The organism is Nocardia sp. CA-120079 (assembly GCF_050955745.1).
Lineage (GTDB): Bacteria > Actinomycetota > Actinomycetes > Mycobacteriales > Mycobacteriaceae > Nocardia.
The window spans coordinates 8562277-8577682 of the sequence record NZ_CP192088.1; the positions used below are offsets into that span (position 1 = coordinate 8562277).

Sequence of the window (15406 nt, forward strand, 5' to 3'; positions counted from 1 at the left end):
ACCCACCATTACGTCGAATCGGGTGGAATCTGCGGTAACGGCACGCGCCGCCGAAAGTATCGAGCTCGCCGCACTTCTCGAACGTTGCGGCCGGTCCGACCAGGAAGCATTCGCCGAGCTGTACGACCGAACGTGCGCGCGCGTGTTCGGCTTGGTGCTACGCGTCCTGCACGACCCCGGCTACGCGGAGGAGACCACCCAGGAGGTGTATCTCCAGATCTGGCGGACCGCGTCCAGTTTCGACGCGACCAAAGGTTCCGCGGTGACATGGTTGATGACCCTCGCCCATCGGCGGGCCGTCGACCGAGTCCGCGCCGAACAGGCCCATACCCTGCGCGAAGTCGCCTATGGGATAAGGGTTCTCGGCAACGAATTCGATGAGGTCACCGAAGAAGTGGAGCGAAGGCTCGAGCAGCAGGCCGTCCAGCAGGGTCTAGGGACGTTGACACAGACTCAGCGGGAAGCCATTTCGCTCGCCTACTACGGCGGGCGAACCTACGCGGAAGTGGCCGACTTCCTCGGCGTAGGGTTACCGACCGTTAAGTCCCGTATACGGGACGGATTGACACGACTGAAGAAAAGTTTGGGGGTGACGTGAGATGAACGAAGCCCGGATCGATCTCGCGCACGCCGTCGCGCTCGGATCGATCGACGACGAAGACCACAATGCGTTGCAGGAAGTACTCGACGGCGAGGACCCCGTACTACGCGCGGAATTCATGATCGAAGTCCAGCAGACGAAGGAAGTCCTCGGCACTCTCGCGGAGGCGACGGCGGCCCAGCCGCCCGCCGCCCTGCGTGCCGGATTGCTCGCCGCCATCGCCGCCGAGCAACCACCCGTCGCCTCTTAGAACTTCGCCGACCAGAGTCGGAATCAGTTCTCGCGATTGATATTTTTCGACTTGTTGCGCGCCATTGCGTTCATATTGTTCACAACACGAAGGCCCCCGGGACGTGCGGTCCCGGGGGCCTTCTGCCGTGCGGCCTGCGCTCAGTGGGCGTGACCGTGGTGGCTGTGGTCGTGCTCCTCTTCGGCGGGCTTGTCGACCACGGCGCTCTCGGTGGTGAGAATCATCCGGGCCACCGACGCCGCGTTCACGACCGCGGAGCGGGTCACCTTGACCGGGTCGACGACACCGTCGGTGAGCAGATCACCGTAGGCGAGGGTGGCGGCATTGAAGCCCTCCTTGCCGTCGGCGACCTTGCTGACCACCACGGAACCGTCCACGCCCGCATTGGTGGCGATCCAGAACAGCGGCGCCGACAGTGCGGTACGCACCGCCTCGACACCGATGGCCTCGTCGCCGGAGAGCGAGTCGCGCAGTTCGACGAGCTTGGCCGCGGCGTGCACCAGGGCGGTGCCTCCACCGGGCACGATGCCCTCGTCGACGGCGGCCTTGGCCGCGCTGACCGCGTCCTCGACCCGGTACTTGCGCTCCTTGAGCGCGGTCTCGGTGGCCGCGCCGACCTTGATCACCGCGACGCCGCCTGCCAGCTTGGCCAAGCGCTCCTCGAGCTTCTCCCGATCCCAATCGGAATCGGTGGCCTCGATCTCGCGCCGCAGCTGCGCGCCACGGGCCGCGATGTCCGCGGCGGTGCCGGCACCGTCGATGATCGTGGTGTCGTCCTTGGTGACGACGATGCGACGCGCCTTGCCGAGCACCTCGATGCCCGCCTCGCGCAGCGAGATGCCCAGATCCGGGTTGACCACGGTGCCCGCGGTGACGACGGCGAGGTCGTCGAGGAAGGCCTTGCGCCGGTCACCGAAGAACGGTGCCTTCACCGCAACGGCCTTGAGCGTCTTGCGGATCGAGTTGACCACCAGGGTGGACAGCGCCTCGCCCTCGACGTCCTCGGCGATGATCAGCACCGGCTTGCCGGATTCGGCGATCTTCTCCAGCAGCGGGAGCAGATCGGGCAGCGAGCTGATCTTCTCCCGGTTCAGCAGGATGTAGGCATCCTCGAGAACAGCCTGCTGGCTGTCGGCGTCGGTGACGAAGTAGGGCGAGAGGTAGCCCTTGTCGAACTGGACGCCCTCGGTGACGACGAGTTCGGTCTGCAGCGTCGAGGACTCCTCGACGGTGACCACGCCGTCCTTGCCGACGGTGGTCAGCGCCTTGCCGACCATTTCGCCGATCTCCTCGTCGCGCGAGGAGACGGTGGCGACCTGTGCGATGGCCTGCTCACCGGAGACCGGGGTGGCCAGCGCGAGCAGCGCCTCGGAGACCGCGTCGGCGGCCTTGCCGATGCCCGAACCCACCACGATCGGATTCGCGCCCGCCGCAACGTTCTTCAGACCCGCGCGCACCAGCGCCTGGGCCAGCACGGTGGCGGTGGTGGTGCCGTCACCGGCGACATCGTTGGTCTTGGTCGCGACGCTCTTGACCAGCTGCGCGCCGAGGTTCTCGAACGGATCCTCGAGGTCGATATCGCGCGCGATGGTGACACCGTCGTTGGTCACGGTCGGGCCGCCGAAGGCCTTCGCGAGCACGACGTGGCGACCACGCGGCCCGAGGGTGACCTTCACCGCGTCGGCGAGCTTGTCGACACCGCGCTCGAGAGCACGACGAGCCTTCTCGTCGAACTCGATCTGCTTTGCCATGTTTTTGTCAGCTCCTGTGTGTTCTGGGCCGAACGCACTCCGCCCCGGGTCGCGAAAGACACCGGGGCGGAACGCATGTGCCTATCGGCTACTTGGTGACGACGGCCAGGATGTCGCGCGCCGACAGGATGAGGTATTCCTCGCCCTGGTACTTGATCTCGGTGCCGCCGTACTTGCTGTAGATGACGACGTCGCCTTCCTTGACGTCGACCGGGATGCGGTCACCCTTGTCGGTGACGCGTCCTTCGCCGACGGCGATGACGGTGCCCTCCTGCGGCTTCTCCTTCGCCGTGTCGGGGATGACCAGGCCGGAGGCCGTCGTCGTCTCGGCCTCGTTGGCCTGGACGAGGATCTTGTCCTCGAGCGGCTTGATGTTCACGCTCGCCACGTTGAGCCCTCCACTTTCAGGGGATTTACGGTCGTCCGGAACTGTTGTCCCGGACCATCGGTATCGGTTTGTATCGAGCGACCCGCAAGCAGTCGCCGACGGTCACTCGAACTCGACCCTGCGCATCAGCCCCGTCGTCGCGGGTGCCGGGACCCCTGCTCAGTAGTCGAACTGGCACACGCACATCACACAGTGCCGACTAGCACTCTATACATGAGAGTGCCAGCGCTCAAGGTTGGACGGTGCCAAAGTCGTTGGTCCCGGCCTACGCGTGTCGTTTTCCGACACGCGTGCGCCACGCCACGCCCAGATGTCTGAGGGCTTCCCAAGACTTCGGCAAATCTGTAACGTTCGGATAACGGATTGTGACAGTATTGACGACGGTCGTGCTCCGCTCGCCGTGTTCGTCACGAACCGGCGCTTCGGGGGGAGTACCAAGCGTCACGAAACACCCAGTGCCACAGAGCAATACCCGCTCCGCAAGAGCAAGATCAACGTCAGTACCAGCGTCACGACACCAGCGTTTTCAACAAGAAGCTTCACCAGAGGGCAAGACCACACGTGATCCATGGCCGTCCCAGCGACCCATCCGGACAATGGGTCGGCCCGGTCCCGCGTCCGGATCGCTCGCCACCCACGCGAGCTGTCCGGCTGTCCATTCAAGATGGTCGGCGACACCATGACCATCCGCTCGAAGGGAGGTGACATGCGAACATCCCTCGGCATATCGGCCGGTAACGAGGTCGTGTGCTCGGCGCTGGTCGCTACCGCGTCCAATGGCGCGCAGAGTTTCGACTATCGAGTGGTTTCCGCGGACGCGGCCCACTCCGATCTCGGTGATCTCGTCGCGTCCTCGATCGAGCTCATGACCACCCAGCTTCCGACCACGCAGCTCTCCTATGACGTGGCCTTTCCTGCGCATCCGGTCGGCGCGCGCTTCGCCGGTGCGAAATCGGTCGGTGTCGACTCCGCCGCCGGTCGCCCGCCCACCAGCGTCGCGGTCGCCTATCGCAGTAAAGAGCAGGCGCAGGTGATCCGGTCGGCCACCGGCAAACAGCGCGATCTGCGGCTGGTGCCGGAAGGTACTGCGGCACTGACGTATTTGCGGCACACCGGACTCGTGGACCGCTACGAAACGGTCGCCATCGTCGACCTCGGCGCGACCGGTCTCAGCGTCACCGTGGCCGACCAAGCCGACGCCACCATCCTGCGCACCGAACGCACCGCGGCGATCAGCGGCAATGCCATCGACGAGCTGATCTATCACCACCTGGTCGATCTGCACTACGCCCGGCGCGGCACCCGCCCCAACCGGGGCATGCTGACCAACCGCGGCCGCGCCGCCAAGGAACACCTATCGATCGCGCCCGCCGTGACCATCGATCATGTCGCCGGGCAGCCGCTCAAGCTGACCAGGGCCGACTTCGAGGAACTGATCTCGGATCTGCTGCGCGAGACCGCCGTTTTCGTCGCCGCGGTTTTCGCGCGGGCGCCCACGTTTCCGCAGGCCGTGATTGTGATCGGCGGCGGGGCCAATATTCCGGCCGTCCTGTCCACCCTCGAACGCACGCTGGACATTCCGGTGCACACCATCGACGATCCGGAGGCGGTGATCGCGAAAGGCGCCGCGCTGGTGGCGGATTCGGTGCAGCCGTCGGTATTCCCGGTCGTCGGCGCCGCCGACGCGCCGGTCGGTACCTTCACCAAGGTCGTCGGCACGCTGGCGGGTGCGATCGTGGTGGTCGGACTGGTCATCGGCTACGGCGTGAAGACCTTCGCGCCGACCGGGGACGACGAGATCTCCCCCGCGGGCACCACCAGCAGTGCCCAACTACCCACGGCGCCGGTGACGGTGGCGCCGCCGACCGGTGCGGGCACTTCGACCACCGGCCCGAACCGAGAGAGCACCAACCGGCCCACCGGCGCCAGTATCCCCTCGCTCACTCCGGACCGCGGCCAACCGGCCACCTCGACCGCCTCGTCGCCCGTCGGGACCACCCCGTCCGCGCCGACGCTGCGCCCGGATCCGAACCTGCCGCCGATTCCGTTCCCCGAGTTGCTCGGACCGCTGTTCGGAAATCCGAATTCGCCGGGTGTCGGGTCGTCGGGGCAGGACCGCGGTCCGGCGTCATCGCCGCCGCAACTGGGACCCACGCAGGGACCTGCACAATCGCGGATTCCATTTCCGCCCAAGGCGAATTCGGGGTCGAGTGCGGGGCGGTCGGGGATGCTGATCGGCCCTCCCGACTGAGTGGACCGTCCGAGCGCGGGCAGTCAGAGGATGAAACGGATCGCTGCTGACAAATGAGCAGGTGGAAACCTTGGCAAAATGCGACCGCCCCTCAGTGCCACCTGATCTTGATTGCGTCAGCTGACTTGGCTGAGGGAGACCGGGAGGCCGGGGTCGGTGGCGACGGTCAGCGGGGATGGGGGTGCGCCGCCTGCGATTACGTGGGCGCCGAGGGCGGCGATCATTACGCCGTTGTCGGTGCACAGGCGGGGTTTGGGGACGCGCAGGCGCAATCCCGCCGCGGCGCAGCGGTCTTCGGCCATCGAGCGGATTCTGGAGTTCGCGGTCGCGCCGCCCCCGAGGACCAGAGTCTGCACACCGACGTCTTGGGCGGCACGTACCGCCTTCATGGTGAGTACGTCGGCGACCGACTCCTGGAACGATGCCGCGATGTCCGGGATCGGAAGTTCATCGGCGGTGAATCCGTTGCGCTGGGCCGCCTCGACGTAGCGCGCGACGGCGGTTTTGAGGCCGGAGAAGGAGAAGTCGTAGCGGGGGTCGCGGGGACCTGTCATGCCGCGGGGGAAGGCGATGGCCTTCGGATCGCCGTGTGCCGCAGCGGCATCCAGCGCGGGTCCACCCGGGAAGCCGAGGCCGAGTAGCCGGGCGACCTTGTCGAAGGCTTCGCCCGCCGCGTCGTCCACGGTGCTGCCGAGTTCGACGATCGGCTCGGCCAGATCGGTGACGTGCAGCAGATGCGTGTGCCCGCCGGAGACCAGCAGCGCGACGCACGGCGGCATCGGACCGTGCTCGAGGGTGTCCACCGCGACATGTCCACCGAGATGGTTCAGTGCGTAGAACGGCACATCCCACGCTGCCGCATAGGCTTTCGCGGCCGCGACGCCGACCAGCAGCGCACCGGCCAGTCCGGGTCCGATGGTCACCGCGAGTGCGTCGGGCTTGCTGATGCCCGCGGCGGCCAGCGCTCGGCGCATCGCGGGCACGATGGCCTCGAGATGTGCGCGTGAGGCGATCTCCGGGACCACACCGCCGAAGCGGGCGTGCTGTTCGACGCTGGAGGCGACCTCGTCGGCGAGCAGTTCACAGGTGCCGTCGGGGTGTCGGCGTACGATGCCGACTCCCGTTTCGTCACAGGAACTTTCGATACCCATGACGATCACGAAAGCACCTCGTTCGGTTGTGCCGATTCGGCCGGCTGCGGGCGCCAGGCCGGGTTCGCTGCTAGTTCCGGTCTGCGCATGGTGTACGCGTCGGCGCCGCTGGGGTGGTAGTAGTTCTTGCGCAGGCCGATGATGTGGAAGCCGTGCTTGGCGTAGAGCGCGATGGCGGGGGCGTTATCGGTGCGCACCTCGAGGAAGACCGGCCCGCCACGCTTACCGGCCTCGGCGAGCAACGCCTCCAGCAGCATGGTGCCGACACCGCCGCGATGGCAGCCCGGATCGACGCCGATGGTGTGTACCTCGGCCTCGGGGTGTTCGGCATCCCCGAGCAGCGCGATACCCGCATAGCCGACCATTCGCCCGGCCTTGTCACGCGCGACGATATAGCGGTTGTGTGGGCCGGCCAGTTCGGAGTGGAACGACACCGCCTGCCACGGATCGTCCTCCGGGAACAACAACTGCTCGAGTTCGACACAGCGCTCGATATCGGCGGCGTCCATGGGCTCGATGCGAGTCACGGGTCTGCTTCGCCCCTTGGACCTCCGGTCGGGTTCCACGGCCGTCACGCCCCCGTCCGGTCGAGCGTGCGGTAGCTCCGTTCCACCGCATCCGGTCTGCGCAGGTACAGCGGGATCAACGGTTCCGGGACGGCGCGCGCCAGCAGTTCGGCAGCCGCGACCCGCACCAGACCGGCCGGTGACGGGGTTTCGGCCGGGAGCACGGGCAGGTCGAACAGATCCACGTGCGAGGCGGAACCGGCGATCATGGTGGCCTGCACGGGATCCAGGTCACCGGGCTTGCTCACCTCCGGGCCCTCGATGCGATATCCGTCACGGTAGCGGGCCCAGTACACCTCGCGGCGGCGCGCGTCGGTGACCACGAGCAGTTCGCTCTCGGGTGTGATGCCAGGCAGCAGCGAGGGTTCGAGCACCGCGTCGGCGGCAATCGCGTCGAGGCTGCACACACCGTAGACCGGGACGCCGAGCGCGTCACCGAAGGCGGCGGCGGTCGCCATGCCGACGCGCAGTCCGGTGAACGGCCCCGGACCGATGCCGACCACGACGGCCTCGATATCGGCCCTGGAACGATCTGCCTCCGAGAGGCATTCGAGGATTTGCGGAGTGAGCACCTCGGCGTGAGCGCGGGCGTCGACCCGGACGCGAGCGGCGACGGTGCGCACCCGCGCCGGTGCGACGGTTCCGGGTGCGGCCTGCTCCAGTTCCACCAATCCCGCCGTTACGGCGGGGGTCGCGGTGTCGACGGCTAGTACAAGCATGATTGGCCCAACGATACCGGGTGGTACCTGGGCGTGGTGCGGAGCTACTCGGTAGTTACGGCACCCTGGTCAAGGGGCCTCTCCGCGACCTATCCGACCCATTCCCAGATCGCGGTGCGGACTTCGGAATTCGGTTCGCGCGAGAGCAACACGTACAGGTGCCGCTCGGCGAGGTGTTCCACGACACCCTTGCCCCACTCCACCACCACGACCGCTTGATGCAGATCGGTGTCGAGATCCAGGGCGTCCAATTCGTCCAGATCGCCGCCGAGTCGGTACGCGTCCACATGCACCAGCGGCACCGGCGCGGCGCCTTCGCGCTGTCCGGCCCGGTGCTGGCGGGCGATGATGAAGGTCGGTGAGCTGACCCGGCCCTGTACGCCGAGGCCCTCGGCGATACCGCGAGTCAGTGCGGTTTTGCCCGCACCGAGCGGTCCGTCGAGTACCACCAGATCACCCGCGCCCAGGCTCGCGGCGAGTTCACGGCCGAAGGCCTCGGTGTCGGCGACCGTGGGCAGAATCCGTTGCTGCCGTTCAGTCACCGGCGACCTCCGCGGTTGGTTGGGTGTCCTCGATGACGCCCGCACGTACGAGCAGCCGGTCGAGTGCGGCATTGACGAGATCCGGGAATTGCATATGCGCCATATGCGCGGCGTCATCGAGTCGGACGAGTTCGCTCTCGGGCAATTCGCGTGCCAGCGCCCGCGAGTTGCGGAACGGAATGACGACATCGTGCGCGCCGCCCAGCACCAGCACCGGCAGGCCGGCGAGCGTCGGCAGTGCGGCAGATTCGTCGTGCAGTTCGAAGGCCTTCAGGAATTTCACGATCGTTTCGACGGGCGTGCGGTCGATCATGCGCGTGGTGAAGCGCGACAGCGTGGGGCTGACGGGTCCGTGAAACGAGCTGACGTGCAGCATCGGCGCGATCACATGCCGGACGGTGCTGCGCCCGGCCTGCACCAACGTCGGCGCGGTGTGCACGGCCAAGCGGAAGCCGTCGACCGCCGGGTTGCGCAGCAGCTGCGCGATACCCGCCGAGGTGACCTCGGCCGCGGCGGTCGAGAGCAGACCGATCCCGATCACCCGCGCCGTGAACAACTCCGGGAACTGCGCTGCCGCGGCGAGCACCGCCATGCCGCCGAGCGAATGACCGACCAGGACCACCGGACCGATCGGCACGGTCGCTTCGATGACGGCCGCCAGATCGCGCCCGAGTTGGGCGACGGTGCAGCGGCCGGTGGTCGGGGTGCCTGAGCGACCGTGGCCGCGCAGATCGAAGAAGACCAGGCGAGCGCTTGCGCCCCAACGCTTTTCCAGATCACGGCGCTGGAAGTGGTACGACTCCATGGTGTTGCAGAAACCGTGCACGAAGATCACGGTGACCGGGGCGGCGGGCGAGCCGCATTCCCGGGTGGCCAGGCGCACACCGTCCTCGGTCAGCACCGCACCGGAGCGATCCTCGTCGAGCAGGTCGAAGTTCTCGTCGCGGTATTCGTCGACGCGAGTGGGCCGCAGCACCCGGGCGCCGATGCGGCGCAAGGCATGGGCACCGGCCAGCGCGCCGACCACACCGGCGGTTGCCAAACCGCCGCGGACGACTGTTCTCATCGAATTCCCCCTACGTGGCGCCGCACCACTCGGCCGTGTGGGGAGCACACGATCTCATAGTGGATGGTGCCGAGCAGATCTGCCCAGTCCTGGGCGCGCGGTCGGTCCGCGCCGAACAGGATCGCGGTATCGCCTTCGACGACGCGCGCGGCATTGTCGCCCAGATCGACGACGAATTGGTCCATGCAGATGCGACCGACGTTGGGGCGCAATGCGCCACCGAGCCACACCGCGAAGCGGTTGCTCAACGGACGGAACACACCGTCGGCGTATCCGGCGGGAATGAGGGCGACGGTGGTGTCGTGCGGAGCGATCCACTGGTGGCCGTAGGAGACGCCCGCACCGGCGGCGACCTCTTTGACCAAGGCGACTCGCGCTTGGAAGGTCATCGCGGGCCGTAGGCCGAACTCGCCGAGTTCGGGTATCGGAGTCAGGCCGTACATCGCGATACCGGGGCGGACCATATCGAAGGCCAGATCCGGGCGGGTGAGCGTGGCAGCCGAGTTCGCGAGGTGGACCAGTTCCGGTTCGAGGCCGTGTTCCTTGGCGGCGGCGACGGCCTCGACGAAGCGGTCGCGCTGGACGTCGAGGAAGGGGTGGTCCGGCTCATCGGCGTGTGCGAGGTGAGAGAAGATCGCGCGGAATCGCACCACCTGTTCGTCCACCAGCGTGCGCAGGGCCGCGAGCACCGCCGGGTATTCGAGGGGCGCGATGCCGTTGCGGTTGAGGCCGGAGTCGACCTTCAGCGAGACGATGGCAGTGCGGCCGCAGGCGCGCGCCACGGCCTCGATCGCACGCAGGTGCTCCAGGGAGGAGACGCCGATCTCGATATCGTGCTCGACCGCGGCGCGGAAGTCGGCATCGGAATTATTGAGCCAGCACAGGATCGGGGCGGTAATTCCGGCGGTGCGCAACTGCACCGCCTCGGCGACCGTGGTGACCCCGAGTTCCGCCGCACCCGCCGCCAGCGCGGCCTGCCCGACCTCGACGGCGCCGTGGTTGTAGCCGTCGGCCTTGACCACCGCCATCACCGCAGCGTCCCCCGCATATTCACGCAGGATCCGCACGTTGTGGGCAATGGCATCCAGATCGATAACCGTCTCCACTTGCGCCTCCACGCTTATTGATCCTGCCATTCGACTGCTGGCTCGCGCGAGGGCGTCGGTTCATGGCCCAGCGGCGAGGGGCCGGGGCAGGGGCGTTTGGAGGCGAGCGCCGGTAGGACTCGGATGTCCGGCCGGCCGCCGGTCGCCGAGACCAACGCGTTTCGCGGGGGAGTCGATGCGGCGATAAAAGTGCGGTCCGGGGCAGCGCACCTCACTTCGCCGCAAGCGTGCGCAATATGCGGATTGCTGGACGCAGGTGGTCGAGGAGCGGTGATGCGGAGGTGGGGGCTGCGGATGGGTGGCTTTCGTGGGCGGCGAGGTTGGCGGCGAGGGCGTGGACGCGGGCGGCAGCGGCGGCGGACCAGGCGGGATCGTAGCCCGCAGCGAGGAGGGCGCCGACGATGCCGGAGAGGACGTCACCCGCGCCGGCGGTGGCGGCCCAGGAACCCCCTGCCTCGTTGACGAGGACAGGGCGGCCCGGCGTGGCGACGAGGGTGGCTCGGCCTTTGAGCAGGACGGTGAGTTGCCAGGATTCGGCGAGCTCGCGGACCGCGGCCACCCGGTCCTGGCCGACTTCGTGCCCGGTCAGCCGGGCGAATTCGCCTGCGTGCGGGGTCAATACGGTCGCGGCGGTGCGGCCGCGGACCAGGTCGGGATCGGCGGCGAGCAAGGTGAGGCCGTCGGCGTCGACGACGACGGGCAGGTCGGTGGCGAGGATTTCGGCGAGTCGCTTGTGGGCGTCGGTGTCGGTGCCCGCGCCGGGGCCGAATACCCAGGACTGCACGCGGCCGGTGGAGGAGATGGTCTGGGCGGCAATGACTTCGGGGAAATGGTCGAGGACCTCGGCCGCGCCGGTTCCGGCGTATCGGACCATACCGGAAGTGGCCGCGACGGCGGCACCGGTGCACAGCACGGCTGCGCCGGGATAGGTCGCGCTGCCCGCACAGATGCCGGTGACGCCCTGGGTGTATTTGTCGTCCGCGGGTCCCGGGATCGGCCACCGCGCACCGATCTCCGACGGTTCCAACGCTGCGAGATTCGGTTCGGGAAGCCGTAAACCGATGGGCACCAGTTCGATTCGGCCGCAGTACGGCGCGGCCAAGGCATGTACCGGCTTGTATGCGCCGAAGGCGACCGTGACCTCGGCTCGGACAGCGGGGCCGGTCACCGCGCCGGTGTCCGGATCGACCCCGCTCGGCAGGTCGGCGGCGATGATCGGAACATTCAGAGCGGCAACGATTTCCGCGGCCATCGGGCGCAGCGGGCCACGGCCGGAGATACCGACGATGCCATCGATCACCAGGTCGGGTGCGCCCAAGCCAGTTTCATCTAGGCTCGATCCGGCGCTGCTCGATCCGGCACTGCTCGACCCGGCACTGCTCGACCCGGCACTGCTCGACCCGGCACTGCTCGACCCGGCAGTGCTCGACCCGGCAGTGCTCGATCCGGCACTGCTCGATCCGGCAGTGCTCGATCCGGCACCGCTCGATCCGGCACTGCTCGACCCGGCGACGCCGGCCGATCCGACGGGACTCGACCTGACCGCGCCCCGTCCAAGGGAACCTGCCCTCGTCGCGCCAGCCGCCCCAGCGAAGCTCGAGCCCGTCGCGCCACCTGGCTCAACGGAACTCACCCCCGTCGCGCTTGCCGCCCCGGTGGGAATCGATCCGGCGTCACCTGACGTGGTCGAGCTCGCGCCATCAGCACGCAATACATCCGACGCATTTCGGATCCGGCCACCTGCCTTGCGCAGTGCGGCAAGGCCTTTCGCGTGGGCGCGTTCCGGATTCAGCAGCAGAGCGGTCACGGCGACGCCGCGGCGACGCAGCATTGATCCGGCCCACAGCACGTCGCCGCCGTTATCACCGGAGCCCACGAGCAGCAGCACCGACCTGCCCGCGATGCCGCCGGTCCGCGCACGCAACTCGCTCGCGGCCACCGTCGCCAATCCGTAGGCCGCCCGATGCATGGGCATGCCCTCGGGGACACGGGTGAACAGCTCGGCCTCGGCGGCGCGCACTTCATCGGCGGTGAAATAGCCTCGCTGGCTGGACATGAACGCTCGCCTCCACTGCGTCGATCGGGCACTGCGGTTCCGCTCGTACGGGACAGGCCGATGCGGCAACGCCATAGCGCCGCGCGGGCCCGCACCGTCAGCAGACTACGCTTGGCCGTCATGCCGATGGTGCGCCGCGCGATGTCCACCCGGATCGCAACCGGATTCGTCCTGGCCGCGACACTACTGCTGGCAGGCTGCGGCTCCAGCGATACGAACTCGACTGCCGCGTCGACCACCGCGAAGGCCGGCCGGCCGACGACGACCAGGTCCGGCGATTCGAAACCCGCCGCCGTCACCGTCGATGTCACGGATATGAAGTTCTCCCCCGCCGATGTCACCGTCAAGGTCGGCGAGACCGTGACCTGGAAATTCAAGGACTCCGTCCCGCACACCGTCCAGGGCATCGGCGATAAGGCCATGGGCATCAACAGCCCGATCTTCGACAAGGGCGAATGGAGCTACACCTTCTTCGCCCCCGGCACCTACCGCTACCTGTGCTCCCTGCACCCCCAGATGCGCGGCACCGTCACCGTCGAGTAGCTCGATCCGCGCAGACGGCCCGGCTATCGCATCGGCATTGCCTGCCTTTCACGACACTCGATACACCCTCCCGTGCCGAAACACGCCGATCGACCGGCGCAGCCTTTTGACCCGCCCCAGCGAGATTCGGACCCCTTGTCCGCGTCGCAGCCCGCACACGCAATGGCAATACTGGCCAGCGCGCGATCGCGCCGATCAACAGAGCACCAAGTGAACCGCGCAGGCGCGATTCGGACCACTGTCTGCATGGCAGCCCGCACATGTGACGAGCATCCACGTCGAGTGCGGCCGGACATTTCGACAATCACCGATGCACCGAATGAACCGCTATGCCTGCGGGATTCGGGTGTCGCGGGCCGCGTTGGTGTTCATCGCTTCGACAGCGGCGACCAAAGGGGCCAGTTCAGGGTCGGCGGCGGCTTGGCCCAGAGCGCTGGACAGGGCGGTGTCGTGGGTGGGGCGGGCGCGGGTCAGTAGCTCGAGGCCCGCGGAGGTGACGTCGGTGTAGATGCCGCGGCGGTCGTCGGGGCAGAGGTAGCGCTGCAGCAGGCCGCGGTCTTCGAGACGGGTGACCAGCCGGGTTGTCGCACTCTGGCTGAGCACCACGGCTTCGGCGACCTGATTCATGCGCAGGTGCCCGCCGGGTCCGTCGTGCTGACGACTGAGCACGACGAGCAGCGAGAATTCGCGCACGCTCAGCTCGTGACCGGATTGCAGGGCGCGTTCGATATGCGCCTCGATCCGATCGTGCAGCAGCGACAGTGCGTACCAACCATCGGCCAGGCCGGTCAGGGCGGCATCCGCGGTCATGGCATTCCTTCTGCGTCGGGACTCGTCCCTCCAGGATAGATGAACGCTGCAATAGTCAGCGTTTGCAATTAAAACGCGTCTGCAATTATTGTTGACGCCTGTAACGCTCAGGCGCAACATCACGTGGAGGCCCCTGCTCATGCCGCTCGCACTACTGGCCCTGACACTCGGGGCCTTCGGAATCGGTACCACCGAATTCGTCGTCGTCGGGCTGCTGCCCGACATCGCCGACACCTACACCGTGTCGATCCCGACCGCGGGCCTGCTGGTCACCGGGTATGCGCTCGGCGTGCTGGTCGGCGCGCCGATCATGACCGGGTTCGGCACCCGGGTATCGCGCAAGCGCATGCTGCTCATCAGCCTGTTGCTGCTGATCGCGGGCAACGTATTGTCCGCGCTCGCACCGACGTTCGGCTTCATGCTGACCGGACGCATCGTCGCCTCGCTCGCGCACGGCGCCTTCTTCGGCATCGGATCGGTGGTCGCCGGAAATCTGGTCGGCCCGGATCGCAAGGCCGGCGCGATCGCCATGATGTTCACCGGACTGACCGTCGCGACCATCCTCGGCGTGCCGCTGGGCACTCTGCTCGGCCAGCAGTTCGGTTGGCGGCTCACCTTCCTGCTCGTCGCATCGGTAGGCCTGGCCGGTCTCGTCGGCGTCGCCGCGCTGGTGCCCGAACAGCGCGCGCCCCGCGACGTGCGCCTGCGGCACGAACTCGCCGTCCTCACCAACCCGCAGGTGCTGCTCGCGATGGCTATGACGGTCCTCGGCTTCGGCGGTGTCTTCGCGGCGATCACCTACCTCGCACCGATGACGACCGAGGTCACCGGCTATGCGGAGAGTTCGGTCACCTGGCTGCTCGTCCTGTTCGGCATCGGCTTCTTCCTGGGCAATCTGATCGGCGGCAAATTCGCGGACCGGCATCTGATGCCGATGCTCTACACCACCCTCGGCGGCCTCGCGCTGGTGCTCGCACTGTTCACGCTCACCGCGCACGACAAGGTCGCGGCCGCAATCACGGTCGTCCTCATCGGCGCCCTCGGCTTCGCGACCGTTCCGCCGCTGCAGAAGCGTGTCCTCGACCAGGCAGGCAGCGCACCGACGCTGGCCTCGGCCCTCAATATCGGCGCATTCAACCTCGGCAACGCGATCTCCGCATGGCTCGGCGGCGTCGTCATCGCCGCAGGATACGGCTACACCTCGCCCAACTGGGTCGGCGTCGTCCTGGTCGTCAGCGCGCTCGGCCTGGCGGTCCTGTCGGGCAATCTCGAACGTCGCGGCACCGAAACATCAAGCGAGCCAACCGAATCCCTGGCAACGGCCGGGCACCCCTGATAACCGGCGGCGCTCGCCGGTTACGACTGTCCCGCCGAACCCGCGCCGCAATCGGCATACCACCGGTTCTCCGACGCCACAGCGGAGCCGTCCCCCGTGAACCGTTTCACCGCGCGGTCGACTACCAAGCCGCCCTGCCGAACAGGCCACCCCAATTCTCTCCACCGAGCACCCCATAGGCTCCGGCACCAGTGGCGCTCTGTACACGAGATGGCGCACCTGGCGATGACCTCGCACCGGCTTCTACCCTGCGCGAGGCCATCACCAACT

Annotated in this window: 15 protein-coding genes and 2 pseudogenes; 6 read left to right on the top strand and 11 right to left on the bottom strand. The window is 67.6% G+C overall.

Features of this window, described 5'->3' with window-relative positions:
* Positions 1-22 precede the first annotated feature (22 nt).
* Together ACQPYR_RS39000 and ACQPYR_RS39005 are read left to right on the top strand one after the other, a co-directional pair.
* On the top strand, positions 23-598 hold the full coding sequence (locus ACQPYR_RS39000) for a sigma-70 family RNA polymerase sigma factor (RefSeq protein ID WP_040686725.1): 576 nt from the start codon (positions 23-25) through the stop codon (positions 596-598).
* Position 599: 1 nt separating this feature from the next.
* Positions 600-851, top strand: coding sequence for an RskA family anti-sigma factor (locus ACQPYR_RS39005; protein ID WP_433624516.1), 252 nt, complete (start codon positions 600-602; stop codon positions 849-851).
* Positions 852-991: 140 nt separating this feature from the next.
* Here ACQPYR_RS39005 and groL read toward each other — a convergent pair whose 3' ends face one another.
* Both groL and groES read right to left on the bottom strand, forming a co-directional pair.
* Positions 992-2602: a chaperonin GroEL gene (gene groL / locus ACQPYR_RS39010; RefSeq protein WP_433624518.1), complete on the bottom strand. Its 1611-nt coding sequence runs from the start codon at positions 2600-2602 to the stop codon at positions 992-994.
* Positions 2603-2690: 88 nt separating this feature from the next.
* Positions 2691-2990, bottom strand: a complete 300-nt coding sequence (gene groES, locus ACQPYR_RS39015) for a co-chaperone GroES (protein ID WP_040686722.1) — start codon at positions 2988-2990, stop codon at positions 2691-2693.
* A gap of 706 nt (positions 2991-3696) precedes the next feature.
* Between groES and ACQPYR_RS39020 the strand changes: the two genes are divergently transcribed.
* On the top strand, positions 3697-5241 hold the full coding sequence (locus ACQPYR_RS39020; RefSeq protein ID WP_433624520.1) for an Hsp70 family protein: 1545 nt from the start codon (positions 3697-3699) through the stop codon (positions 5239-5241).
* A gap of 116 nt (positions 5242-5357) precedes the next feature.
* Here the strand turns inward: ACQPYR_RS39020 and tsaD are convergent, their stop codons facing one another.
* From tsaD to ACQPYR_RS39055, 7 genes and pseudogenes are all read right to left on the bottom strand, one after another.
* Entirely contained in the window at positions 5358-6401 is a 1044-nt protein-coding gene (gene tsaD, locus ACQPYR_RS39025; RefSeq protein ID WP_433624522.1) for a tRNA (adenosine(37)-N6)-threonylcarbamoyltransferase complex transferase subunit TsaD, read from the bottom strand.
* Positions 6398-6901: a ribosomal protein S18-alanine N-acetyltransferase gene (gene rimI, locus ACQPYR_RS39030; protein WP_433635362.1), complete on the bottom strand. Its 504-nt coding sequence runs from the start codon at positions 6899-6901 to the stop codon at positions 6398-6400. Before rimI ends, tsaD begins: the two co-directional genes overlap by 4 nt.
* 62 nt (positions 6902-6963) lie before the next feature.
* Positions 6964-7677, bottom strand: a complete 714-nt coding sequence (gene tsaB / locus ACQPYR_RS39035; protein ID WP_387293842.1) for a tRNA (adenosine(37)-N6)-threonylcarbamoyltransferase complex dimerization subunit type 1 TsaB — start codon at positions 7675-7677, stop codon at positions 6964-6966.
* A gap of 89 nt (positions 7678-7766) precedes the next feature.
* Complete coding sequence (gene tsaE / locus ACQPYR_RS39040) at positions 7767-8219, bottom strand: tRNA (adenosine(37)-N6)-threonylcarbamoyltransferase complex ATPase subunit type 1 TsaE (protein ID WP_433624524.1); 453 nt, start codon at positions 8217-8219, stop codon at positions 7767-7769.
* Positions 8212-9285, bottom strand: a complete 1074-nt coding sequence (locus tag ACQPYR_RS39045) for an alpha/beta fold hydrolase (protein ID WP_433624525.1) — start codon at positions 9283-9285, stop codon at positions 8212-8214. Before ACQPYR_RS39045 ends, tsaE begins: the two co-directional genes overlap by 8 nt.
* A complete protein-coding gene (gene alr / locus ACQPYR_RS39050; RefSeq protein WP_433624527.1) occupies positions 9282-10421 on the bottom strand; it encodes an alanine racemase in 1140 nt (379 codons plus the stop codon). Before alr ends, ACQPYR_RS39045 begins: the two co-directional genes overlap by 4 nt.
* Positions 10422-10602: 181 nt before the next feature.
* Positions 10603-11709: pseudogene (locus ACQPYR_RS39055) on the bottom strand (NAD(P)H-hydrate dehydratase); the annotation flags it as partial.
* Here ACQPYR_RS39055 and ACQPYR_RS39060 point away from each other — a divergent pair.
* The gene (locus ACQPYR_RS39060; protein ID WP_433635363.1) at positions 11700-11933 is read left to right on the top strand and encodes a Cys-every-fifth RiPP peptide CefA; all 234 of its coding nucleotides are present in this window, start codon (positions 11700-11702) and stop codon (positions 11931-11933) included. The pseudogene ACQPYR_RS39055 and the gene ACQPYR_RS39060 sit on opposite strands and share 10 nt — an antisense overlap.
* A 183-nt stretch (positions 11934-12116) precedes the next feature.
* Here ACQPYR_RS39060 and ACQPYR_RS39065 read toward each other — a convergent pair.
* Positions 12117-12447: pseudogene (locus ACQPYR_RS39065) on the bottom strand (NAD(P)H-hydrate epimerase); the annotation flags it as partial.
* Positions 12448-12507: 60 nt separating this feature from the next.
* Between ACQPYR_RS39065 and ACQPYR_RS39070 the strand changes: the two are divergent.
* Positions 12508-12990 (top strand): plastocyanin/azurin family copper-binding protein, encoded by a 483-nt coding sequence (locus tag ACQPYR_RS39070; protein WP_433624529.1) that lies wholly within the window; start codon positions 12508-12510, stop codon positions 12988-12990.
* A gap of 327 nt (positions 12991-13317) precedes the next feature.
* Here ACQPYR_RS39070 and ACQPYR_RS39075 read toward each other — a convergent pair whose 3' ends face one another.
* The gene (locus ACQPYR_RS39075) at positions 13318-13800 is read right to left on the bottom strand and encodes a MarR family winged helix-turn-helix transcriptional regulator (protein ID WP_433624531.1); all 483 of its coding nucleotides are present in this window, start codon (positions 13798-13800) and stop codon (positions 13318-13320) included.
* Positions 13801-13939: 139 nt separating this feature from the next.
* On the opposite strand from ACQPYR_RS39075, the gene ACQPYR_RS39080 reads away from it, so the two are divergent.
* Complete coding sequence (locus tag ACQPYR_RS39080; protein ID WP_433624533.1) at positions 13940-15136, top strand: MFS transporter; 1197 nt, start codon at positions 13940-13942, stop codon at positions 15134-15136.
* Positions 15137-15406 lie beyond the last annotated feature (270 nt).

What these genes read in the sequence shown, in the direction of transcription:
- alr (WP_433624527.1), bottom strand. Translation starts at nt 10,421, where the DNA reads ATGGCAGGATCAATAAGCGTGGAGGCGCAAGTGGAGACGGTTATCGAT.
- tsaB (WP_387293842.1), bottom strand. Translation starts at nt 7,677, where the DNA reads ATGCTTGTACTAGCCGTCGACACCGCGACCCCCGCCGTAACGGCGGGA.
- ACQPYR_RS39070 (WP_433624529.1), top strand. Translation starts at nt 12,508, where the DNA reads ATGCGGCAACGCCATAGCGCCGCGCGGGCCCGCACCGTCAGCAGACTA.
- rimI (WP_433635362.1), bottom strand. Translation starts at nt 6,901, where the DNA reads ATGGACGCCGCCGATATCGAGCGCTGTGTCGAACTCGAGCAGTTGTTG.
- ACQPYR_RS39075 (WP_433624531.1), bottom strand. Translation starts at nt 13,800, where the DNA reads ATGACCGCGGATGCCGCCCTGACCGGCCTGGCCGATGGTTGGTACGCA.
- ACQPYR_RS39045 (WP_433624525.1), bottom strand. Translation starts at nt 9,285, where the DNA reads ATGAGAACAGTCGTCCGCGGCGGTTTGGCAACCGCCGGTGTGGTCGGC.
- ACQPYR_RS39005 (WP_433624516.1), top strand. Translation starts at nt 600, where the DNA reads ATGAACGAAGCCCGGATCGATCTCGCGCACGCCGTCGCGCTCGGATCG.
- ACQPYR_RS39080 (WP_433624533.1), top strand. Translation starts at nt 13,940, where the DNA reads ATGCCGCTCGCACTACTGGCCCTGACACTCGGGGCCTTCGGAATCGGT.
- groL (WP_433624518.1), bottom strand. Translation starts at nt 2,602, where the DNA reads ATGGCAAAGCAGATCGAGTTCGACGAGAAGGCTCGTCGTGCTCTCGAG.
- ACQPYR_RS39020 (WP_433624520.1), top strand. Translation starts at nt 3,697, where the DNA reads ATGCGAACATCCCTCGGCATATCGGCCGGTAACGAGGTCGTGTGCTCG.